20 protein-coding genes and 1 pseudogene are annotated in these 24130 nt (G+C 38.9%); 8 read left to right on the forward strand and 13 right to left on the reverse strand.

What is annotated here, in order from left to right; all coding sequences use genetic code 11:
* Positions 1 to 129: 129 nt before the first annotated feature.
* Positions 130 to 1854 (reverse strand): gamma-glutamyltransferase, encoded by a 1725-nt coding sequence (gene ggt / locus ACDX78_RS04855; RefSeq protein WP_486025817.1) that lies wholly within the window; start codon positions 1852 to 1854, stop codon positions 130 to 132.
* 608 nt (positions 1855 to 2462) lie between these two features.
* Here ggt and ACDX78_RS04860 point away from each other — a divergent pair.
* Positions 2463 to 2687, forward strand: a complete 225-nt coding sequence (locus tag ACDX78_RS04860; RefSeq protein WP_486025818.1) for a hypothetical protein — start codon at positions 2463 to 2465, stop codon at positions 2685 to 2687.
* Between the two features lie 122 nt (positions 2688 to 2809).
* Here the strand turns inward: ACDX78_RS04860 and ACDX78_RS04865 are convergent, their stop codons facing one another.
* Entirely contained in the window at positions 2810 to 3058 is a 249-nt protein-coding gene (locus tag ACDX78_RS04865) for a thioredoxin family protein (protein WP_486025820.1), read from the reverse strand.
* Positions 3059 to 3294: 236 nt separating this feature from the next.
* Positions 3295 to 5967, reverse strand: a complete 2673-nt coding sequence (locus ACDX78_RS04870; protein WP_486025822.1) for a M14 family metallopeptidase — start codon at positions 5965 to 5967, stop codon at positions 3295 to 3297.
* Positions 5968 to 6284: 317 nt separating this feature from the next.
* Here ACDX78_RS04870 and ACDX78_RS04875 point away from each other — a divergent pair, with 317 nt between their 5' ends.
* Positions 6285 to 6602 (forward strand): hemerythrin domain-containing protein, encoded by a 318-nt coding sequence (locus tag ACDX78_RS04875; RefSeq protein ID WP_486025824.1) that lies wholly within the window; start codon positions 6285 to 6287, stop codon positions 6600 to 6602.
* 93 nt (positions 6603 to 6695) lie between these two features.
* On the opposite strand, the gene ACDX78_RS04880 is transcribed toward ACDX78_RS04875, so the two are convergent.
* The 6 genes from ACDX78_RS04880 to ACDX78_RS04905 all read right to left on the reverse strand — a co-directional run bounded on the left by ACDX78_RS04880 (position 6696) and on the right by ACDX78_RS04905 (position 12940).
* Entirely contained in the window at positions 6696 to 7298 is a 603-nt protein-coding gene (locus ACDX78_RS04880; RefSeq protein ID WP_486025826.1) for a response regulator transcription factor, read from the reverse strand.
* The gene (locus ACDX78_RS04885) at positions 7298 to 8431 is read right to left on the reverse strand and encodes a sensor histidine kinase (protein ID WP_486025828.1); all 1134 of its coding nucleotides are present in this window, start codon (positions 8429 to 8431) and stop codon (positions 7298 to 7300) included. The genes ACDX78_RS04880 and ACDX78_RS04885 overlap by 1 nt, the downstream gene beginning before the upstream one ends.
* Before the next feature lie 53 nt (positions 8432 to 8484).
* Positions 8485 to 9408 (reverse strand): ABC transporter permease, encoded by a 924-nt coding sequence (locus ACDX78_RS04890; RefSeq protein WP_486025830.1) that lies wholly within the window; start codon positions 9406 to 9408, stop codon positions 8485 to 8487.
* Positions 9405 to 10292, reverse strand: coding sequence for an ABC transporter ATP-binding protein (locus tag ACDX78_RS04895; protein ID WP_486025831.1), 888 nt, complete (start codon positions 10290 to 10292; stop codon positions 9405 to 9407). The genes ACDX78_RS04890 and ACDX78_RS04895 overlap by 4 nt, the downstream gene beginning before the upstream one ends.
* Positions 10293 to 10775: 483 nt before the next feature.
* Positions 10776 to 12062 carry a S8 family peptidase gene (locus tag ACDX78_RS04900; protein ID WP_486025833.1) on the reverse strand — a complete coding sequence of 429 codons (1287 nt, stop codon included), beginning with the start codon at positions 12060 to 12062 and terminating at the stop codon, positions 10776 to 10778.
* A 296-nt stretch (positions 12063 to 12358) separates the two neighbouring features.
* Positions 12359 to 12940, reverse strand: coding sequence for a TetR/AcrR family transcriptional regulator (locus ACDX78_RS04905; RefSeq protein ID WP_486025835.1), 582 nt, complete (start codon positions 12938 to 12940; stop codon positions 12359 to 12361).
* A 142-nt stretch (positions 12941 to 13082) separates the two neighbouring features.
* Here ACDX78_RS04905 and ACDX78_RS04910 point away from each other — a divergent pair, with 142 nt between their 5' ends.
* From ACDX78_RS04910 to ACDX78_RS04920, 3 genes are all read left to right on the forward strand, one after another.
* Entirely contained in the window at positions 13083 to 13424 is a 342-nt protein-coding gene (locus tag ACDX78_RS04910; RefSeq protein ID WP_486025836.1) for a DMT family transporter, read from the forward strand.
* Positions 13421 to 13738 (forward strand): DMT family transporter, encoded by a 318-nt coding sequence (locus ACDX78_RS04915; protein ID WP_486025837.1) that lies wholly within the window; start codon positions 13421 to 13423, stop codon positions 13736 to 13738. The genes ACDX78_RS04910 and ACDX78_RS04915 overlap by 4 nt, the downstream gene beginning before the upstream one ends.
* 151 nt (positions 13739 to 13889) lie before the next feature.
* Entirely contained in the window at positions 13890 to 15287 is a 1398-nt protein-coding gene (locus ACDX78_RS04920; RefSeq protein WP_486025839.1) for an MDR family MFS transporter, read from the forward strand.
* Positions 15288 to 15520: 233 nt separating this feature from the next.
* Here the strand turns inward: ACDX78_RS04920 and ACDX78_RS04925 are convergent, their stop codons facing one another.
* Both ACDX78_RS04925 and ACDX78_RS04930 read right to left on the reverse strand, forming a co-directional pair.
* Entirely contained in the window at positions 15521 to 16705 is a 1185-nt protein-coding gene (locus ACDX78_RS04925; RefSeq protein ID WP_486025841.1) for a dicarboxylate/amino acid:cation symporter, read from the reverse strand.
* 519 nt (positions 16706 to 17224) lie between these two features.
* Entirely contained in the window at positions 17225 to 17362 is a 138-nt protein-coding gene (locus ACDX78_RS04930) for a hypothetical protein (protein WP_486025842.1), read from the reverse strand.
* A gap of 248 nt (positions 17363 to 17610) precedes the next feature.
* Between ACDX78_RS04930 and ACDX78_RS04935 the strand changes: the two genes are divergently transcribed.
* Entirely contained in the window at positions 17611 to 18588 is a 978-nt protein-coding gene (locus ACDX78_RS04935; RefSeq protein WP_486025844.1) for a linear amide C-N hydrolase, read from the forward strand.
* A gap of 143 nt (positions 18589 to 18731) precedes the next feature.
* Entirely contained in the window at positions 18732 to 18923 is a 192-nt protein-coding gene (locus ACDX78_RS04940; protein ID WP_486025846.1) for a hypothetical protein, read from the forward strand.
* A gap of 635 nt (positions 18924 to 19558) precedes the next feature.
* On the opposite strand, the pseudogene ACDX78_RS04945 reads toward ACDX78_RS04940, so the two are convergent.
* A pseudogene (locus tag ACDX78_RS04945) lies at positions 19559 to 19819 on the reverse strand (GNAT family N-acetyltransferase); the annotation flags it as partial.
* 305 nt (positions 19820 to 20124) lie between these two features.
* Here ACDX78_RS04945 and ACDX78_RS04950 point away from each other — a divergent pair.
* Positions 20125 to 21597, forward strand: a complete 1473-nt coding sequence (locus ACDX78_RS04950) for an alkaline phosphatase family protein (protein WP_486025848.1) — start codon at positions 20125 to 20127, stop codon at positions 21595 to 21597.
* Positions 21598 to 22214: 617 nt separating this feature from the next.
* On the opposite strand, the gene ACDX78_RS04955 is transcribed toward ACDX78_RS04950, so the two are convergent.
* On the reverse strand, positions 22215 to 23603 hold the full coding sequence (locus ACDX78_RS04955; RefSeq protein ID WP_486025849.1) for an RNA-guided endonuclease InsQ/TnpB family protein: 1389 nt from the start codon (positions 23601 to 23603) through the stop codon (positions 22215 to 22217).
* Positions 23604 to 24130 lie beyond the last annotated feature (527 nt).

Genomic DNA, 24130 nt, shown 5'->3' on the forward strand with positions numbered 1-24130 from the left:
TGATAAAACAAGATGAAATTTCCCCCGCGGATAGGAATCAGCATTTCAGCAATCAAACTAGTTCCACGCCCTCTCCCTCAAAAGAGGCATCCAGCAAATCGATGAAATTGCGGATGCCTCTTTTTTCATTTATTTCCCCTTATTATCCTTTACACCAATGGCTCTCCCGGGTCTCGGGGAATCCGCAGTTCCATAAAGTTTACCGCTCCATGGATCAATCAGAATTCCTTTGACATCGCCTAGCCGATCATCTGCGGATACTTCCTCGAAACCTCTATCCAATTTATATCCCAATTCCTTCAATTTCTCCATTGATTGTTTATTAATGCCGTCTTCCCATTCCCAGGACAGCTGCGGATTATTAAAGATCCGCGGCTCATCAATGGCTTGTCCCAAATCCATTTTATAATCAAGGACATGCAGCAGCACTTGTGCAACAGAGCCGACAATCGTTTCCGCCCCAGGTGAGCCAAGTGTAAGAAATGGCTTGCCTCTATAAAAAACAATCGTTGGAGATTTGGAACTTACCGCAAATTTGTTAGCATTCGCTTCATTTAATGTTCCAGGCTCCGGATTAAAATCTGTTAAATCATTATTCAAAATAAAACCGTAGCCGGGAACCATAATACCTGAGCCGAAAATTCGCTCGATGGATGAAGTGCATGCGGCAATATTCCCCCATCTATCAATTGCTGTAAAATGCGTGGTCTCCATCCCATGAAAGCTTTTATCTTGCTTTTGTTTATATTTTGTCTCACCTTCTTCATATTTCCACGGATCTCCAGGCTTTATTTCCTGTTCCTTTTTCCGTTCCTTCAAATTAATCAGCTTTAATCTTTCTTCAATATAGTTATCCTTAAATAATCCATTTAAAGGCAATTGAACAAAAGCAGGATCTGCTATATATGTCTGCTGGTCAGCGAGTACAACCCTGATTGCCTCTGCAACAAGGTGATATTTTTCCCAGGAATGCACATCGTATTGACTAATATCCAGCTTTTCGAACATTTTCAGCAGCTGGGATATAGCAAATCCTCCTCCGTTTGGCGGCCCTGGAAGTGCCAAATCATATCCTTTATAGCTTCCCCATAAAGGTTCCTCAATGGTGGCTTTGTAGTTTTTTAAATCTTCTTTTCTAATAATACCGCCCATCTTTTCTAAGGTATCTACGATTGCATCGGCAATTTCTCCTTCATAAACAGAAGAAAGACCTTCATTGCGAATAAGTTTTAATGTCTTCGCAAGATCCTGCTGACGAATGGAATCTCCTTCCTTTAATGGCTTTCCGTCAGGGACAAACACCTTTCTTGCCTCTTCACCCATTCGATCTTTAAAATTATCTATAGTCCTTTCCCACAAGCTGGTGACGCGGTAATCATTTTCTGCCAGTTTAATAGCCGGGTCAATCAGCCGCCCAAGTGCCATACTGCCATATGTTTCATGGGCTAATTCAAGCATTCTCATCATACCCGGAATACCTACAGACTGCGGGCTGACCGAACGCTCATCAAACGGCAGCAGCTCATCATTCTCATTATAAAATATATCCGGTGTGGTCGCTGAAGGCGCCTTGCTGTGACCGTTTAACAACTTTGTTTCCTTCGTTTTATTGTCATAATATAACATATAGCCACCTGCAGCGATACTTGTGTTCATCCCTTCCACCGCTGTCAAAGCCAGCTGCATGGCAATGACCGCATCAATCGCATTCCCTCCTTCTTTCAGTACTTCTTCCCCTGCCCCTGCAGCTTCTTTTACGGGAGCGGATACCATACCATCCTCCCCGCTTGCCGTATGATATTTCGCAGCATCTCCCACTGGTTTTTGATTATTAAAAATTTCTTCCAAACTCATTAGTGATCACCTCTTGTTTTGATATCTAGGCACTTCCGGCTATATGAAAAAGCCACTGCCCGGCCGGCTTTTCAAATATGGATACTTTTCTAGTACCCTTTTCTGCCACTTTTCATTCTTGAGATGGTGGGAGAGACAAATATACGGCAAGTAATGGTTTATATAAATTTTCTATATTTTTCACTCATAGATATGCTTATTCTTAAGTGTGTAATGTTTACTTTCCTTCCTGAAAAAAGAAAACCCCGTAACTTGTTACAGGATTTTCTCTCTTCATCAAGGTTGATGCAGGGTTGAAGTCTTTCATTAAGCCATCTGTACCGTGGACTCTATCATTTCATGTCTCACTTCCACCTTCTTCCTTCCTAATTTCATCGAATTAAAAGGTGCTTCATACAATCCCATTTCGTGCTCCATTACTATCCACTCCTGACTAAGAACATTCTGCTGTTAATTATACCAATTAAGATCTCAACTTCAGACTGTTTTCGTAAAATTTGTTGCATTTCATTATAAATTCCCAGTTTAAAACATTAGAATTTTCTGCCAGAATATATTATACATTCCAAGAGCAGTCATATCGTTTAGATAGACAAGGGAGGAAGGTTATGAATAAAAAGAAATTCACTTTTGTCATTTCTTTGGGAATCATTGCTGGATTTTTCATAATAGGGATTTTAAGGTGGTTAGGTTTAGATATTTCGTTAGCAAATGTATACCATACTGTCTTAGGCGAACCTAATGCTATTACCATAACCATCGTATCTTTCATTACTATATTCTTTGTTTACTTTATAGTCAGTAGACTTTATAGAAAATATGCAAATTCTTGAAGTTACAATTTAAAAATAAATTCTCTAATCAAGTTTAAGGTCTTTCATACAGTTTTTAACATTTGGTATGCAAAACCTACAAAAAAGAGAAACGAGAGCAAACATCGTGTGCATCTCGCTTTTTATGTCAACAATCCATTTTTAACTTCTTCCATGCTTGCCCCATGATTAATATGATATGTCTGTCCATTTAACACAAACTCAGGTACGGATTTCACTCCAGCATATTCTGCTTCACTGATTTTTGAAGCATCATCGTTAAAATCAATCACATCTACGTCGACTTTGGATTTGTCCAAATAATCCAGAACCATTTTCTCCGCGTTAACACATACCGGGCAGCCGGCATGGTAAAATACTGCTTCTTCCATTAATTATAACCTCCTTAAATTGACCTTATATATAAGGGTAGGAGATGATGACAGCATGATCAATATGGGTTTCCTAGCAATGTCATAGGTCATAACTATTAAAGGTGCATATTCATTGAGTTTCTTTATGTTTCTTGCTGAAATAGCTGCATAAATTTAGCAGGAAAATGTGCAACGACATTTTCCTGCTAATTCCATTTGCATTTATCTAATGCTTATCCTGTTAACGATCTTTTCTACATAGCTTCTTCGCCATCTAACTCTGATGACCATAGTTCAATTAATTCATTCGCGTAACCTTCAAGGATGCGATAAGCCATACTCGAAATCAGGTCATTATTTTCCTGATGATTAAGCAATAATAGGAAGCTGTTCATATGTCTAACCACTTTGTCCGCAGCTCCCTGATTCTCAAAAAGGGCTACAGCAGTTAAATGGTTTTTCAGATTACGTGACGCTGCTTCATCAGCGAATTCACCTTCACCCTCAAAACGTTCAACAAGTGACTGAATTCCTGCTGCACTTACTCCTTCCGGCAAGTAGTCGATAACGATTTCTGCTTCGTTATAATTATTGTCTTCTCCGGAAGGATCATAGTCGTTTTCAACATTTCCGGCAGGATCCACAGAGAACCATTTTATCGTCGTTGTTTCTTTAATTTCCAATGTTTCTCCACCCATTCTTGTGCCGGCCACATTGATCACTTCAGAATCCAATGTAGGTCTTGAGCCGTCAAGCGTATAATAAACCGTAGCTGGCTCGCTCATCTCAAAATCAATTTCTACAGGATCATGATACGTTCCTGCTTCCGGAGAAGTCCAAGTTTCCGGATTCACATCATCATTGGCATTTGCAAGGGCGACCTCGAATAAACCAATCAATCCGTTGGCAAATTCCATTGCTTCTGCGTGACCTTCTTCATATTCCGGCTGAAAACCAACGCTTTCCCAACGTTCCCTTTCCTCATTCCAAAGTTGTGCTCCAACTTCAAAGTTCCATGCATAGATGCCATGGTCGTACCATAATGCATCCGCTGAGTTCCCTCCTGCAGAATACAGCACATCCGGAATCGGGCCTGTTCTGCCTGGATGGATGACAGTTCCACGATAATTCTTAATTTCTGTCAGTATATGCTCTGAAGCTTGCCAGTAGTAAGCTTCTTCACCTGCTGTCGGACGCGGCAATGGATTACGATCCGCATCATAAGCCCCAGGAGACCACATAAAGTAACCGCCGTGGGCATGAATATTCATGGCAAATTCTATGTTTGGAAATTCTTCCGCTAACCAAACAATATTCTTTGCTTCCGGCTCAGATTCTATTTCCGGTCCGGCATAAGTTCCTGATAAGCAATTTGTCGAACCACCGATCCAACCATCATAAACAGATCCAACTGCATGGTTTCTGTTTAAGTCAACGCCCCATTGATGGCTGTATGCCGGATCTGCAGTTTCTGCAGGGCAGTGATTCGTCATGTTTTTCCGTTGCATATTATAGTCATAGAATGAATAGTTACCGCCATCCGGATTCACTGTTGGCACAATAAAGATATCGAGATTATCTACTAATTCTTGCGTATCTTCATCAATATGATAGTTTCGCAGTAATCTTTCCGCTGTTTCAACTGATACAAGTGGTGTTACCCACTCCCGAGCATGTTCCTGAGAATACCCCAAAACTCCAGGGTTCGAACCATCCCTTTCTTTCCCGATACGGATTGCTTTAACCGTCTCTGGTTCTCTGGAAATTTCTGCAGGTGCATTTAAACCATCTGTTAATTCTATATCCGCTTCAGCTTGTACAACACCATTACCATTAGAATCCCTGTAATTCGTTGCCGTCACAAGATCACCTACTTGATCATTAAGGACTCCTATAACGTCATTTGCAGTGCTGTTAGGCTGTGCGGCATCATCTGTACCGAGCGTAACCGTTATCTCATCACCATCAACGTTAATTCCCAGATCCGCATTTTCCTCCTCTGGGATGTCAATATTAATGCTGATGTCATTCCCACCTTCATGCCCCCATGCTTCTGAAGTAATCACAAATGCAGCATCTACCGTTTCTCCGATGGTTGCTTGTGCATGTCTTCTATAGCCATTGGTTTCATAAGGAAGCTCGACAATCTCTGCCAGTTCAGGGAACTCCTCAGCCAACCCTATTATTCTTTCTTCTATTTCCATTGGCTCCATATAATGCGTAATAAAATCTTTCAGATAGTCATCATCAATTGGCGTACCATCACTAAGCCATTCGGTTAATCCTGTTTCAACAGAGCCTTGCTGACTGGAAGTAATCGTTACATTTTCCGGGACATCATCAATTTTCGTAAGTACGTAATGGTATAAATACTCTCCATAATCTACTTTACTCCTCATGGAAGCGGTTTGTTCTTCACCATTTCCATCTTCCCATGTAGCATTCATGGACACATTAGACCCTGCACTTGATTTTGCTTCAAGATATAAAAATGTTTCTGACATATTGGTAAAGTATTCTGCTCTGAAGACATTAATATTGTCTTCTACACTGGATAAAGTCCAGCCCTGTTGCAGCTTCCTCTCACGCTCTTCCAATATTTTTTCAACGTCTTGAGATGTTTGAATGACAGTTGGTTCATAACCTTCCATTTCTAACATCTCTATTTCTGCTTCTGTCGCTATAACATGTACTTCCAGCTGACCATTTTTGTCACTGGCATACCCTGATAATTCATACCCGCTTGATACCAGATTTTCTGCAGCATCCTCATCCGGCACAACAATTTCCACGACTGCTGTTTCCGGTGGTTCTTTTTCCACGACTGAAGATGATGCAGAAGAGGAGTTTAATTCTAAAGAAGTAAAAATCATCATGACTACTCCCGCCAATGCCACAAAAGACCACATAAATCTTTTAAGACTCATTTCCTTTCCTCCTCTATTGATTTTAGTATTCTATTAAATTATATAATAGTTATCTGAACATTGGTATGATTTCGATAAAAAATGATTCTAAAGATATATTAAATAATTTTATTTTATAATAGAATAGTAACGACTGTATTTTATTAATAGGAAAGAGTAATTAGGTAGATATATGTGGAATCATGTGTTTTTACACAGGTCATTTGTAGGATCAAATTTAAATTAAGATTTGTCACGTCACCATATGATTGGCTTGCATTTAGCTGAAGTTAAAAAGAGCTGGAACGGAAGAAAGCAGCTTAACGATAGAGGAAATAATGAATGATGCCAATGATTTCTGGATCCCTGACGGGCAGGAGCATTTTCGGGAGGAAGAGGAAACCCTTTTATCCGCATACGCCCAATACAAAGACATTAATCAGCCAGAAATAATAGAAATGCTTCTGGAACATGTGCAGGATCTTACCCTTTTTGATCAACTGCTCAAATCAAAAGATACGGACTTGAACAACATGCATAAAATAAGTACTATATTGGAGGCAATTATTCGTAAAGAGGAACGTGTCATTTTTCAAATGACAGAAAAAGCATTGCCTGAGGAAAAGTTTAGAGAGTTGGCATCTTATTTGCATTAGAAGCCTTCCCGTTTCGAATGCAGCATTTGGGATGAGTGATTTTGACCCTTGCCCCATCCATATTAGCGCCAATTGCTTCTTGCTGCCAAGCACTCAAATCCACCCTTTTTCCTCAGCAACAGAAATAGCAGCTATCCGATTTTTCACTCCCAGCTTATTGATAATCTCTGACATATAGTTGCGTACTGTTCCTGATGATAAAAATAACTGTATAGAAATTTCTTTTATCGTTTTCCCTTCAGCTACTAATTGTAATTCTTCTCGTTCTCTTTTAGTCAATGGGTTTTCATTCTTTACGCTGCCAAAAATTAAATCCGGGGCAAACTCACTTTTACCTTTCATAATCCTGCGAATGGAATCAGCAAGTTCATCACTGGGGCCATCCTTTAATAGATATCCATCTACTCCTAATTTCACTGCTCTTTCAAAATAACCTGGACGTGCAAAAGTTGTTAATATAATGATATTGCAAGGAGAATTGTGACGTTTCACTTCTTCTGCAACATCAAGCCCGTTTAACAAAGGCATCTCAATATCAATGATGCAAACATCAGGCTTTAACGAGAGGATTTTTTCCAATGCTTCTTCTCCATTTGCCGCCTGGCCAATGACTTCCAGATCTTCTTCCAGATCTAAGAGAGATCCGAGAGCTCCCAACAACATCCGCTGATCTTCTGCGATTACTATTTTTATCATTATGAAGCCCCCATTTCTCCGTCTTTTTCTACGACTGGTATGATAAATTCCAGCCTGGTTCCGTCTTCTGCCTGGATCTTCAACTTTCCATCAACAAGCGCTAATCTTTCTGACATTCCGTCGATTCCATTTCCGTTATTTTTATTTTCAAGTAGTCCAATTCCATCGTCCTCAATAATAAGCCGAACTTCTCCGGCTGTCTGCTCAAGAATTACAGTACAATTTTTTGCCATACTATGTTTTACAATATTTGTTACTGCTTCTTTTATGCACATGCTAAGTATATTTTGAGAAATACCTGGTATATTAGCAGCGTTTACCTCTCCTTCAAAATGATAGCTAATATCAGCAGATTCTAATATTGATGCTGCTTCCAGTAACGCTTCTGTAATAGATACTGATCTCATATCGGATACCAGTTCTCTAACCTGCTTTAAAGCTGTTCTTGATGTTCTTTCCACTTCCCTGGCTTCCAGTTTAGCCCGATTCGGATCTTTTTCTGCCAACTTGGATACAAGCTGTGATTTTAAGGTAATGAGAGATAGCGTATGCCCGAGTGTATCATGCAGATCACGCGATATTCGCATCCGCTCCTCCTGCTTCACCAATTCTTCAATTCTATTATTTGCAATATCCAGCTCCTCTTCCAGTTCCATTCGACTATTCATCGACTTAATACCAAATGGAACAATAAACATGATTACGAGATAGATAAAATAATAGTACGAACCAGATTGGATTTGCGTTTCATATTTAATGATTAAAGGCAGGGAAAGTGCTAATGCATACAGTGAATATATTGGATAAAACAACTTATTACTTCTGTACCAGCCGAGAAAATAAGAAGTAAAAAAACCAAGGAATACATTATTTATATTAAAGTAAACGGCAAAAATGAAAACAATCCCAAGCTGGACTATGATCCAATAGGTAAAAGCATTCGTTTCAAAGGAAGAATAGAGCTGCCTGTAACTGACGAGAAATAAAAGTAATAATCCCCAGCCGATAAGTGCTTTCCAGCCGCTTTCAGAAATAATGTAATAAGCGGGGAGCAGTAAGTAAATAAGAAAAACATGTGGGAAATACCCGTACTTCTTTGGAAAAATGCTAAAACTCCTTTTGTTTTTATCCACAGCTGCACACCGCCCTTTTCGCTTTTCTCTAAATAATACCATGTAATAGCTTATTATGCGCTATTTGTCACTGACAACTTGAATAATCGCTTTACTGAAAGTTTTTCATGGACATAAAATGCATAGCTATATATATTAGCAACAGCTTTAAACATCAGAACCAAATAAATGATTGAAACGATGATAGCCAAATAAGACAGGATAGAGAACCCATTTAATAATACATTCATCAGTATAAATATCGGTGAAAATACTGGTACAAAGCTCACCATGGTTGATATGGAAATCCATAGTTCGCTATTGTCCGTCGGCAGAAAAATCAACAGTCCAAAAACAAGAAAATATGGTGTTAGCACAAGCATTGATACAGGAAAGGCATCAACTGCATTACTCGCTTTTATAGAAATACCAAGTGCAAATAAGGTAGACGTAACAAGCATAAGAATACATATTCCAAGACTTCCAATTAAAAACATCATCGTTTCAAAATCAACCGCGGAAAGAAGTGGTTTAATGATATCAGCATATATTCCGAAATCATATGGGTTGAAAATGGAAAACGCAATACCGGCTATGATGACTGATGCCAAAGCACTCATTATTGTAACTAAGGTTAATGCGATTGAAGTAACTAATTTACCGAATAAGTAATTTTTTTCCGAAATACTCGTACTAATAATTTCAGACACTTTACTGTCCCGATCATCGATAACGCTCTGCATGATCACAGCAACACTGCCAAACAGGAAAAGTACTACAATGATTACTATGATGTTTAACATGCCTAAAGCATTCCGAAAATCATATGAAGAATCACTGCTCATATGTAATGTTGGCAGATCGGGCTGGAAAATAAGCAAATAAGTTACTGCAATCAGGGCTACAATCAAGTTGAATATAAAACCAAATAGTATGGACTTATTTCCTATTAACGTCTTGATGGAAAGATTAGCATAGGCCACATTTTTGTTTTTCATAACCGCCCTCCATTATTAATATGTTTAAAAATCTCCTCAATACTTGGCTTTTCAATAAGAAACATCTCAGAGTATGTATTCGGCAGTAATGCTGCAATATATTCAGCATCTTTTCTCTCTTGTAACGTAATTTCAAATACCCCGTTTATACATTCAAATTGAAACCCGTGATCCAGCAGCATAGTTTCAGTAAGTGAGTCATTCTTTACCTTCAATCTATGGCCATATTTCTTTTGTATATTTTCGATATAATCCAGATAGATTTTCTTTCCGTCTTTTAAAAACAAAAGTCTGTTTGATAAATGTTCGATGCTATCCAGTTTATGACTGGAATATATAATGGTACTGCCCTTTTTTTTCATGTATTGAATGGCATCAGCAAACACATCAACATTAATCGGATCCAGACCACTAAATGGTTCATCTAAAATTAAAAACGCAGGGTAATGGATAACAGCAGTAATAAATTGGATTTTTTGCTGGTTTCCTTTTGATAAGTTAGCTGGCATTTCATTTCTGTATTCTTCAACCTGAAAAAATTCCATCCAAAAATCAATATTCGACATTAGTTCTGTTCTGTTTTTTCCTTTTAGCATACCAAATCCGAGTAACTGCGAATAGACGTCTGTCTTTCCGAATAACCCTCTTTCTTCTGGCAAATAGCCGATATCATTTTTTATGTGGAATGTTTGATCACTGATTGTAATTTCACCTTGATCAGGCTTATACATATCCAAAATCAATTTGAATAACGTGGTCTTCCCTGCCCCGTTATGACCAATCACGCCCAGTACCTCATTCTCTTTTAAATCCATTGAAAAATGACGAAGGGCGGTTTTGTCTCCAAATTTTTTTGTTATATTGTTTATTTCTAAAAAAGACATCTGTCCTTTCCTCCCCCTTGCTGCTATTTCATCATTCTAAACTAATTGTAATACGTATTAAGAGAACTGATTAGTAGCTAATGTCATTAATTGAAAATGACATTTGTCATGTTTTTGTTTTTAACAAAATAATTAGCGACGCATTCCCTTTTAAAACAGAAATTTCCTTTCAAAGTAAAATAAACCAGCAGAAGAATTAGGTTATTCTTCTGCTGATTTTTGTTTATTGAACGCTGGTATACTGGAGTTCAAGCTGTATTTCTATAACCCTGTCCCTTGGAAGAACAGTAGCTTTTGCAACCTCTTCCGCTTCGGTTTCCATACCACTTTCTAAAAGCCGCCGCTCCCTCGGTTCTTCCTGAACCGCAAAAGCAATTCGTAATGATTCGACAGAGACTATGTAGCACCCCCACAAAAGTAAAATTTTGGGGGCTTTAACATATCATCCTAACATAGTTGCTCATTAGCGTTTACAACTTAAAATTAGCTTTCCATCAAATTAGCCGCATTCAGATAACCGTCCCCCTGCACATTGGGTGCTTGTCCCATATCTTCACTCGCATCCATCAATTGCTGTTTCACTTCATCAGGGGTAAGATCCGGATTGCTTTGAAGTAACTGTGCAGCCACACCAGCACAGATTGGCGTTGCCATGGAAGTTCCTGATAAAGAAGTATAACTTGAACCGACTCGAGCTGATTTATTGGTCTTATCAAGAAATGATCCGGACGCCCTTAGAGAAACAACCTCTACACCTGGTGTCAATAAATCCGGTTTCATATATCCATCAATCGTCGGGCCTCGGCTGGAAAAATCAGCCACAGTATCGTCTGAGCGATCGGTATTATTATGATCATCAGCAGCGCCAACGGTAATGACTTTCGGGCTGATGCCGGGGCTTCCAATAGTCCCTTCTTCAGGTCCTGAGTTACCTGCTGCTATACAAACTACCATACCTGCATCCCAGGCTGCTTCCACAGCCCTTACCACCGGGTCTTCTGCTGCTGGAACGGTCGCATTTGATCCAAGTGACAAGGAAAGAATACCTATATCATGCGCTGACTGGTTTTCGATACACCACTCTACCCCTTCAATGACTGTAGATAGAGAACCGGAACCCATTTTGTTTAGCACTTTCACGCCAATGACGTTTGCTTCAGGTGCGGGGCCTTTATATTGCCCATCTGAGGCAGCGCCATCACCAGCCGCATCACCAGCACAGTGAGTGCCATGTCCATTATCATCATAGGATTCAGTCTGATTGCCTACAAAATCCTGAAATGCCGTAATGCGTCCTTCCAAATCAGCATGGGGTTCAATGCCAGTATCAATAACCGCGATGGTGACATCCTTACCTGTCAAGCCGTTTTCCTGTAATTGATGGGAGTTTATCGAGGGAGTTGCAGTATCAAGTAAAGTAGTTACTTCTCTATCATAGTGGATTTTTTTGATGTGGTTGCAGGTGTCAACCAATTTTTCAATACTTTTCATTGAAAGATTGGCAGAGCAACACGAAATAGAAGGAAATTCACGTAACTTACGGTTTTTCATGTTTTTTACATCGCTTAACCCTAAAGTGTAACTGCCATTCTCAAATTCTATGATAATGGACATACGTTTCATACTCTTTCTGATATTCTCCAATGGCCGGTGTAAAAAGCATGGCACGAAGCGAAACGGCCGGTAAAAATCAACGAAATTACGTTTTATTTCTTTATCTAATTTCCCTCCCTTTCGTCTACCTAATTCAATCATGGAAAAATTCAACATAAAATATTCTCCTTTCGTGGATATACGTTATGTTACGTAAATACTTGGAAAAGAGAATATACAGTTGTGCAGAAAAATAGAAAACAGGCTTAAAACTAGTAAAAATGCAGTTCTATAAAATTGAATTCAAGATGTTCTTATGTCAGGGATAAAGAAAAATTCACATTCGACAGTATGGATAATCCTTCCATTGCCTAAATAAAAAACCAAGCAAGTTCAGCCTGGTTTAACCTTAAATATTCAATAAAAAGTCGTACTTTGGCTATGTACATATTTCTCCAGCAAATCCACAAATCTTATTTCGAAACTCCCCTGTAAAAAACTGTCCAGGCACCTTCTAAACGATCCTGAAACTCTTCTTCACGGTAAATAAAACTTTCTGTAAATAAGCCATCCATTAAACAATAAAAGCCTGCCCTGAATACGGGAAAAGAGTCATTTAACACTCCTTCATTTCTCCCCTGCTCATAAAAATCTTTTAGTATCTCATCAATTTTTTCATCACCTGCCTGCACGAGCCTGCGCAGATCTTCAACTAATGCTGCAGGCGGAAACAGCATTAAACGCTTGTATAACATACCTTCATGCTTCCCGCGAATAAAATCAGTACTATCGGCTAAAACTAGATATATTCTTTGTTCCGTTGGTTTTACCTTATGCGCATGTGCACTCGTGACCATCACTTCTATCCATTCTTTCATCACCTTTTCAGCCACTGTGAAAAACAATTCATCCTTACTGGTAAAATGATTGTACAGTGATGGCTTTCGTATGCCCACTGCTCCAGCAATATGTGCAAGCGTAGTACCTTCATAGCCATTAATGGCAAATGATGAAAGTGCTGCTTGGAGAATCTTATCCCTTGTTGTATCTGACATATATGACTCCCCCTCATTTAAATAATTACACACACAAATATATAATGCAATTGCCTATGGAATGAATGGTATGCTATACTAATATCTAACTACCGTTAGTTAGTATTTAAAGTTAGTTTACCAGAAAATGAGGTGTTTGCAAATGAATACGAGATGGCTCCTTGTTGTCATTGCTGCTATTTTTGAAGTTGGTTGGGCAACAGGGCTTAAATATGCAAACGATACGCTTACATGGACCTTAACGGCAATCGCTGTTGTTGTGAGCTTTTGGCTGCTCATTAAAGCGGCAACATTACTTCCAACCAGTACGGTTTATGCTGTTTTTGCCGGATTGGGAACCGTTGGGACTGTAATTGTTGATATTGTATTTTTTAATGCGCAAATTCATTTTTGGATGATTATGTTCGTTGCACTTCTGCTTACAGGTGCCATCGGATTGAAAATGGTAACAGGTGAATCATCGGAAAGGGGATCATACTCATGAACTGGGTTATACTTATTATTGCCGGATTCTTTGAGGTTGCCGGTGTCACTGGCATACAAAAAATTACAATTGGGGAAAAGATAACAGGATTTATCTTTTTAATTGGCGGATTCATTATCAGTTTCACTTTACTGTCTATTGCGATGCAAACCATTCCGCTTGGTGTCGCTTATGCCGTTTGGACTGGGATAGGAACCGCGGGAAGCGCAGTCATCGGCATGATTTTCTATTATGAATCTGCAGATCGCTTGCGTTTGTTTTTCATGGGTATGGTAGTAACAGCTGTGATAGGATTAAGGCTTGTTTCTCCTTGAGTTTGTCCTTCATTCCTTCAAGTATGGCCAAAACATTTGAGAAGATCTGACTTGATGCTTTCATTGAAAAAGCAGTTCCTTTATCTTAGTATTAGCTATATATTAATAAGGTTTTGCTCTTTTGCAGATATTGAGAAAGGAAAGTCAAACGATGGCTAAGGAAATATTATCGCCTGTACATAGAAGACTGCTTGTCGCAATTGCGCTGGCGGGGTCTTTTCTATCCGTATTAACACAATTTCTCCTCATCACAGCCTTCCCTAAAATCATGGCTGAATTTGAAATTAATGCGAGTCAGGTGCAATGGTTAACGACCAGCTTTATGTTAGCAATAGCTATACTTATTCCTATGACGGCATACTTGATTGATAAATTTAAAACAAGAACCTTGATGATAAGTGCTATGCTTTTGTTTTTCCTGGGAACATTGCTCGGATTGTATTCACCTTCCTTTGAAGTCTTGCTTGCGGGACGCATCATTCAAGGGATTAGTTCCGGGATTATGATGCCTTTGATGCAAACAATCCTGTTTCTTGTTTATCCACGGGAAAAGAGAGGTTATGCCATGGGGTTGGCCGGTCTTGTCATTAATGTAGCACCTGCCATTGGCCCACCAATTTCCGGCGTGCTTATTAATCACTTTGAATGGCGCTCGGTATTTCTCTTTACACTTCCGGTAGCAGCAATCATACTGGTGTTTATTATCCTGTTTATGCGCAATGTAACCGAGCAGCGGGAGACAGAAATCGACTTTTTCTCTATTTTCTTATCAACCATTGGTTTTGGTGGTGTGCTGTACGGATTTAATGTGATAGAATCTGAAACGGCTGGCAACGTCGCCACCCTCAGTATAAGCGTAGGTTTCGCAGCCATTATTTTATTCGTGGTGAGACAGCTGCGTTTGAAAACACCGATTCTTGAACTTCGCGTACTAAAGGTGCCAGTTTTTGCACTTGTGACAGTTATATCTATTATATCTTTCAGCTTACTGATTTCGATCGAAACCATTTTGCCCATGTACGTACAAAATGCGCAGCAGCTTTCCCCTTTATATGCGGGACTTGTGGTAGCACCCGGTGCCTTAACACTTGCGGTAATGAGCCTTTTTGCCGGAAATTTATATGATAAGTACGGCGGGAAAATCATTACTATTATTGGTTTTGTTTTACTCTCTGTCAGTACACTTTGGTATTACTTTGGACTTGAGACAACCAGCTCATTCGTATTCACATCATTTCTTTTCATGATGTCCATGGCTGGGGTGGCATTGATCAATATGCCGATTATGACTGCCGGCATTAACGCTTTACCGGATAAGTTAATTCCACACGGAACGGCGATTATTAATACCGCTCGGCAATTCGGCGGATCACTCGGACTGACATTTATTATTTCCTTTATTACCATGGTTGCTTCAGGTGCCGGAGAGGCGGATCCATTAAATTTCCTTCATGGCGTAAAAACTGCACTTTATGTTGCTTTTCTATTTTCTGTTACAGGGCTGGCGCTTTCACTTTTTTTGAAAAGAGATAAGCGAACTGCTAGGTAATAAACAGGAAATAAAGTATTGATTGCAGGGACCCGCCTGCCTGGATTTCATTTAAAAAGAGGTTTCCAGCTACTTCATTGGAAACCTCTCTATAATCTCAACAATTCACACCTTATTATACCTCTGCTAGCTACAGCTGCCAGCTTATTTATGATATTTTGACTCAAAACTATTTAATATGTGAATTGCATCTTTAAAAAAGTACTGCCTCCGTCCATTTCTTTTGAACTCCCTTATTTTCCAACGGCAACATTTTCATTTGAATCCTCACGCTTACCTCTGGAAACAAATCGACTCACCGCAAGGGCAATCGCTCCATCTCCGGTTACGTTACATCCAGTTCCCAGGCTGTCTTGCGCCATATAAATCGCAATCATAATGCCAATGGCTGCCTCATTAAACCCAAGCATGGAAGTGAGGAGGCCGGATGCTGCGATAATTGCTCCACCTGGTACACCTGGAGCTGCAATCATGATCACACCGAGTCCCAATATAAACGGGAAAATCATCCCGAAAGTTGGCGTTGCTAAATCTCCAAACAGCATCATGACAGTCATCGAAGCCATTGTAATAGTAATCGTACTGCCGGCCAGATGTATATTCGCACATAAAGGAGCAATTGAATCGGCAATAGCATCGGCTACTTTATTTCGCTTAATCTGCTCAGTGGTGACTGGAATCGTTGCGGCACTGGACATTGTACCAATACCTGTAAAATAAGCAGGCAGCATGGTTTTTATCAGACTAAAAGGATTGCGTCCCGTAAGACCACCCGCAATGGAAAAAGCACCAATTAAATATAGCCAATGAGTAGCCAACGCCAATAGCAGCACTATACCAAAAGAACCCAATGTCTCCCAAACAGTTCCTTCAGCTGCTAATTCCGCAAAGATACTCCCGATATAAAATGGTAATAGCGGTATAATGACACCCCAAAGGAATTTTTCAATAAGATTCTTTCCCTCATCAAAAAAGGATTTTAAAGTTGTTGCATTTGTGCTTGCAATGCCAATTCCAAAAATAAATGCTGTTACCAATGCAGTAATAATCCCCATTGCTGGATCGATGGCAAATTCAAAAAGTGCTGAGAATCCATTTTCATCTGAAATCGCAGGTGCAGTTCCGTCAAGAAACATCGGAAGGATTAATGTTGCTATTACAAATGCTAATACCCCGGCTATAACAGTCGATCCATATGCAAACCCAGCAGTTAAACCGAGCACTTTTTCGGAATTCTTACCCATACTGCTTATACCACTTGTTATAAAAAATAATATGATGAAAGGAACAATGTACGTGAGAAATTCACCAAAAATCATTTTAAACGTGACGATGTATTCCATGATCGCTTCATTAACAAGTAAACCAATCCCAATACCAGCTACAATACCAGCCAATAATTTTAATATAAGCTTCAATTATAACACCCTCCATAGAACCAAATTATGATCCCTATTATATTATTTCTATATCGAGTAAATATGCTATTTCTTCCCTAAAATCATTCATTAGCGGCATCATAAGGATCTGTTATTTTTTCACTTAATTGTCGTCTAAGTCACATCTGTTTTCATTATTTACATCGTATTCCACCTTAACCTCCTTTCTGCAGCAGTTCATAAATCAATTAGTTGACAATCACAACCTGGAAAGAAGGCGGTTACAAAAACTTGTCTGCTTCGTAATTTAAACGGGTATTCACCTTTTAAACCCGCCTTCACAAATGGTTAGTGCTGTCAATTGATTTTAATATACTCTAATTGTAAATAGTTGTCAATTTTTTAAATTATTATTAATTTGATGACCAAAACAGGTTCCACTAACTTAGTGAAACCTCCTCTATATGCTCCATACAGCTACCTGTAACTTTTCGTATTTTATTAAAAATGATAAGCCTGATCAGCTGCTTCTATCCCTTGATATGTCTCCAAATACGTTCACCCATCGCTTGGAACTTCATAGTTATTTGTAAGTTTGCGCAGCTCATTAAATTCTGCTGATAAATCTGCTTGTTCTGCACCATTTGCTTTTACTTTCGCATTTATATCTGCAACAATATCCCGAACTTGTGCCAATTCCGGATGATTTCTCCCATATAACTAATTTGGACAGAAAAAAACTTGACCTATATCAAGTATCTGAACATAACTTAATAAACTTTCATAATTCAGTTCATGCGTAATAGGTAAAGAACAGAAAATGTTTTTCTCATCCAATGAATGGATTCTCGGTCTTAAACATCGCTTTCCAAATTAGAAAATTCATTTTACCTCTATGAGAATCATAACTTATAGTCAGAACATTTATAATGGGAGGTTTTCGCATGTGCACCGCCATTACATTAGAATCTATGCAAAAGGAGCGTTTCTTTGGAAGAACGATGGATTTTTCTTTTCCTATTGAACCTGGTCTTTATGTAATCCCGCAAAATCATCAATGGAATAGCCTAATAACAACAAAAAAATACACCGATAGATACAGCTTTATTTCTATTGGGCAGGAAACCGACGGGATGTTAGGTTTTTTTGATGGTGTTAATGAACGAGGCTTTGCTGCTGCAGTTTTATATTTTGAAGGTTACGCTGATTTTGATTTACCACTACAGGATAAAGAGCCGATTGCTTCTATAGATTTCTTGCATTATATTTTAGGTCATTGTGACTCCGTAGATAATTTAAAGGATTTATTAAAAAACATCTGCATTGCAGGCGTGCCTGATCCTGTTACACAAAAAGTGGCACCTTTACATTGGATGGCCACCGATAAAAGCGGGAAGTGTGTAGTTATTGAGCAAACGAAAATGGGGCTTCAGGTAATAGATAATCCCATAGGAGTGATGGCCAATAGCCCTGATTTCCCCTGGCATATGACCAATCTAAGAAATCATATGGATGTATCCGTTACGCAAAAAAAGGAAGTTCATTGGGGAGATGTATTATTAAAACCTTTTGGGCAAGCTGCTGGAACCATGCCTCTGCCCGGTGGCTTCACCTCTCCAGAGCGTTTTGTACGAACTGCTTTTCTAAAAACACATGTTCAAGTTCCGGAAAGTCGGGCCGAAGCATTGATGTCATGCTTTCATATTATGAATAGTGTTTCAATTCCCAAGGGCATCGTCCAAACTGACAGGGGAGCTCATGATTATACGAAATATATTGCTTTTATAAATACGAATACATGTACATACTACTTTAAAACCTATGAGAATGATCAAATTATAAAGGCAAATCTTTGGGATTATCATACACAAGGGATGCAACCAATCTATCTTGGCGGTATTGTGAAACCATTTATGATTTAAACACCATTTTTTATCACCTCCATTCCATTCGACAAAAACCAACAAAATTGGGAGTGTTACCTGATTAGGTTCATCGTCCAAGAAAAATCATTTGCTGATGAATAGATTGATTAGAAAGTGCTATAATTTTTGGAGGTGTTACAATGCCCATTACACGAGGTACAGAAGCTATGAGCCCCTTAAACTTGCTGGCAGAGATACCAACGGAGAGGCTGGCTTTTGTCGCTGCCATCTTTTTTCTCATCGGTTCAGGAATTTCGATGTATATAGCTTATAAAAACCTTAAAACCTCCTCTCCAACTTTACCGGTTAGTGACCAGGCGGTACTGAGATAAGAAGTTCAATTTAACTTAAAAAATGAGAACTTTTATATAGTTATTTAGATACTGGGGTTAGAGACCGTAAAGACTGATGGGCTCCTTAATCTTTTCGGTCCTTTTGAGTAATCACTTTTTAATGAATAATGAGAAGCTCGATCTCCAGCTTATATTAGTTTATTTACCAATTTATGGAGTTTAAAAGTCTTTATTATAGGATTTGTATGAAAAGGGCGTGCTATTTGCATCCATTTTATTAGTATGTATTATATATTTTTGTTGGCATCCCAATGAATATTCCCACCACTTAATTTTCTATTCAAAAATTTGAAGTGGGGGTTTCTAACGTATCGACACATTCCCGCTTAACGTCAGTGGAGCTGTCACATCGGTGAACTATTTACACCCAGCCCCTCTATACCATCGGTCTCGCCTTTGGTACTTGAGGATGGGGTACTCTCGACTGGGGTTGATAGATAAATTCATGAAAAGAGATTGTGTTCCTTTGTGATTATAGCAAGCAATACAAATTACCAGAATAAGCGTATTCTTGTTTGTTTCTTCAAATATTGGCCCAACTCATAAAGACAGACACAAGGATTTATTCAATGCGACCAATTCTGGAATACCGTCGACGCTCAAGTTTTTGCATTTTATTCTTTAGAAAATACGTACATTGGTATAACTGTTTCATAGCCCAACTTCTTATATAAATGGAATCCCATTTCGCTTGAACCTAATATATTTTTTATTACACCATAATTTTTAGACATAGCTAACTTAAAAGAGCAGAGGTTAGCAGCTAATCCAAAACCTCGATAATTTTCATCCGTATGGATTCGATCCAAATAGGATACGCCTTCATTTATAGACAGAATCCCGGTACAAACAGATTTATGGTCAATATCAATAAAGTAACTCTGTTTTCGCTGATAGTTTCATTAAATATTCACTTGCTTGCAAATCATATCCCAAGCCTTCCATCTTTTTATTTACTTCCGCTGTATGTGAAAAAAGTGTTTCCCAATGAGGCTTATTTAAGTGTTTGAATTCGCTTGGCAGTGTTTCAGATTGATAGAAATGAAATAATTCAAGCTCACGTCCAAATAAGTCAGCTTAAAATATACTGAAACTGGTTTCCAATTTGAATGTCAAGCCATGAATAATTAGAAGTTTGGTTAGACAATATAAGGTTAATTATATATGAAGGATGAAATGTATGAAACAAAATTTGCAACAACAAAAGCCAGTAATCTTACTAAACATTGATTCACTAATGCCTTATCCGTTGGAAGTAGCTGTACAAACCGGGCGCGCGCCTGCATTGCAATTTTTGATGGATAATGGCAATTATATTTCCAACATGGTTAGTTCATTTCCAACCATGTCAGTAACCATTGATAGCACGCTCCTAACAGGCACTTATGCGGATAAACACCACGTTCCAGGATTAAACTGGTTTGATGATTCTAAGGGTGAGATCATTAACTATGGGACGGGATTCCGGGAAACAAACAGGTTAGGACTCAAGCGAACCATTCATAACATGCTTTACCGGTTGAATAATGAGCATTTGAGCGGTGATGTCTCGACAATCTACGAGGAATTAGCTGAGTTGGACATTTCATCTGCTTCGATTAATTCTTTTGTCTATCGCGGAAATACGAAACAGCGGCTGCACGTTCCTCGATTACTTCGTCCGTTGACCAAATTTAAAGACAGTCAGCGGACAATAGAAGCGACACCAGTTTTCTCTTTAGGTGTGTTTTCGAAACTGCGCCCGAGAAGTTTTCCAACGCAAATTGCTGCAGGGAATTATAAATATACAGCCCGCGAGCTCCGTCATTTAATTCGCAGGAATAAACTTCCGGGGTTTACTTTTTGTATCTTTCAGGATTTGGACTTTCGTATTCACTTTAAAGGGCCAATGGATTTAAAGGGAATCACCCGAATTGACCGGGAGATTCAAAAAACATTGAATTTATATCCAAGCTGGGAAGAAGCTATTAGCCAAAATGTATGGATGGTAATGGGAGATAACGGTCATGCTCCGACTGGGGCCAAATATCGTGACTTCGTTATTGATTTACGTAAAATGCTAAAAAAATACCGTGTCACACGGATTCAGCGCCCCGTTCACAAAAAAGATCAGCTTGTGCTTTGTGTAAATCAGCGTATGGCTTATATTTACCTTCTTGATAAAAACATTTCGCTATCCGTTATTGCCGATTTACTAAAAACTGACAGCCGTATTGATATTATTGCCTGGAAAAATAAAGAATCTATCCATGTCGTATCTGGAAGGAGAGAGGGGGCATTAGATTATCATCCAAGCGGACAATATACAGATGTATATCAACAGTCTTGGAGCGTCGAAGGGAATCTGGGACTTTTGGATTTGAAAGTAGGAGATGACAGTAGGCTCACCTACGGGGATTATCCAGACGCCCTAGCTCGGATTTACGGGGCACTTCATTCCCAGCCAGGTCGTTTCCTTGTAGTTAATGCGAAACCAGGCTGTGATTTTAAAGCCCAATCTACCCCATTCCATCTTGCTGGTGCGGCACATGGTTCTTTACACAGGCAAGAATCTCTTGTACCACTGGTAATCGCAGGTGCCTCCGACATAAAACCAAAATATCCCCGCCTTGTGGATATGAAAGAATTTATATTAAAACTGATGCATTCGTGAAAGTATTATCATCGTTAAACAGGCTGAATAAATCAAATAATTAGCCTCCATGCGAATATGGGGAAATTTAATGCAACGGACAGTTGTACCGTTCCACGTACTAGCATGGAACGTAACAGTTCCGTTACGTCTTAAATATACCGTTGATGTATGACAATAATTCAAAAATTTAAAGGGGAATCTTTTTTTAGAAGTTTTAATCTATAAAGGGTATTGAACAGCCTTAGCGTAAGTAATGTTGGCGCCACTAATTGTAAGAATTCTGTTGTGATGAAGGAATTAAAACAGAACGAATTTTCACTCTAATCTAGACGTAGTCAAGATTTTTTCAACAAAAAATTAATTATTTCCGTATTGTGCTTCCTCCATCTCATTTTCTCCCTGATCTTGCTGTTCAGAAGGCTCTTCAGTTGGATCTGCTGTTCATCAACTGTGCCATAACCGAACAATAAACCAGTGGATGAATATTCCCACCACTTAATTTTCTATTCAAAAATTTGAAGTGGGGGTTTCTAACGTATCGACACATTCCCGCTTAACGTCAGTGGAGCTGTCACATTGGTGAACTATTTACACCCAGCCCCTCTATACCATCGGTCTCGCCTTTGGTACTTCTTTTAAATAATTCTGGGTTGCCAAACATTTACGGAGTCTGCAGTCAACGCTTGCTTTTTTGGTGACTTACCCACAAATTTTCTAAATATGTTCGCCGCTCCGTTAATATCGGCATTTAACAGTAATCCTTTACAAGTACGATAAAGCCCACGTTTCACTCGTTTTCCAGTGAACACAGGAGTACCCTTCGTGTCATTATATACAGGGATATCATCCCCATCTATAAAACTCGCTTTTGATGTGTACGATTCTTCTATCGTGATGACACGAATCCCACCTTTTTCCGCCTTGTATGTAATCATGTTGATCAGCATGGCATGCGGAATGCTGACAAATGATTGATTACTCGTTTTACCAATATTTATTTTTTGCTTCCAGCCTTCGTTTTTTCCGATAATAATTGTGTCTACCTTTTCTTCCAAGGCAAGATTCACAATTTTATGGCTGGCTTTATGAAAGATGTCCTTTAGCTTTCGGTGCCTAGCCTGATGAAGCCGTTCCAATCGTTTTGACGTGAAAGGTCCTTCATTTGATGTCTTACCATGACGAAGAACCCCCAATAAATGGGCTTTTTGTTTGTTGTAATATTGATTGATCGATTTTACATTTCCGCCTTTTATTATAAAGGGAGATGTACCCGTATTTGTCACCCCGGAAACAAGGTTATTTATGCCTAAATCCAGTGCCATACATCTGTTGCTGTCCGTTGGTTCTATCGCGTCATATTCTACTTTTCTTACTAATTCCACCACATAGTGACCATACTTGGGAATGATGCGCACTTGCATTAATTTTCCTTCTGCCATTCCCAATTTGCCAATATTAAGTTTTAGTTTTGTCTTCGGGAACTTTAAATATTTCTGTTCTTTGATGCAGCAGTCCTGGTTGGTGAAAATAATATCTTTCTCTGAGGTGCGGGAGTAGCCTGGGATGCGAGGTCTGGCGTTGTACTTTACCGGGTGATCTTTGTAATCTCTTAAACTGGCATAAAAACTTTTCCAGTTTTGAAAAACGGCTTTCATTACCCATTGGCTGCTCTGTATTGGTAAGGAAAGATAATCTGGTTGTTTAATTACATGAAATAAGCTGTTTAGAAAGTTATAATGAAGATATGGTTTTTCTTTTGTTGGTGCTTCAAATAGGTTGCATGTGACTTCTTTTTGCTTTTCAACAGGCTTTTTACTTTCTTTTTCCAGCCTGCGTTGATAGGCCTGTTGCTGTTTTTCGTTCATTGGCTCTAAGTTTTGACGGATGGTTTCCAAAACTTCTTGTTGTAAGGGATGCAGTGTGTTTTCACCTTTTAATCCCGTAAAAACCTGTCTGATATAAAAATTTACTGCATTATACATATTTTTTGCATTTTGGCACATTTGGTTCAAGTATGGGTGCATGCGATGACCCGGCTTGATCCAGATTTGGTCCGTTTTATAATAAAACGTTTGATTCTTTTTGATGAGACTTCACCTCCCACAAAGAATATATGTTCTTTTTATTATAGCACAGACGTTCTTGATCGGGAAGTCGGATCATTTGAATTGGCATAAACCAACCCTGATCCGAAGTCGATTCACCCCCACCCTACTCACATGGTTCCTTGAGATGGGGTACTCTCGACTGGGGTTGATAGAATTGCTACATCCACTGCTATGCGGACGATTTCAAGGTTTTATGTCAGGAAGAACGCCTTCTTATTCAAGAAAAGCGTGCGTAATTAGACAAGGTTCAAGCTTTAAAATTTTTGTTATCCTTACTCAGCACATACTTCTGTGACTTCTTCCAACCATACGATACATTCTCTCCTACAATTCCTCCAAACTGAAACGCTGCAATACTTTTTAAAGGGAGTATTCCTGAATAAGCAGAATATGCTCTTTTCTCTTCCTTCCATAAAATTTATTGTATCTGGGACTTCCTTCTA

This window comes from Virgibacillus oceani (assembly GCF_041521345.1).
GTDB lineage: Bacteria > Bacillota > Bacilli > Bacillales > Amphibacillaceae > Virgibacillus_N > Virgibacillus_N oceani_A.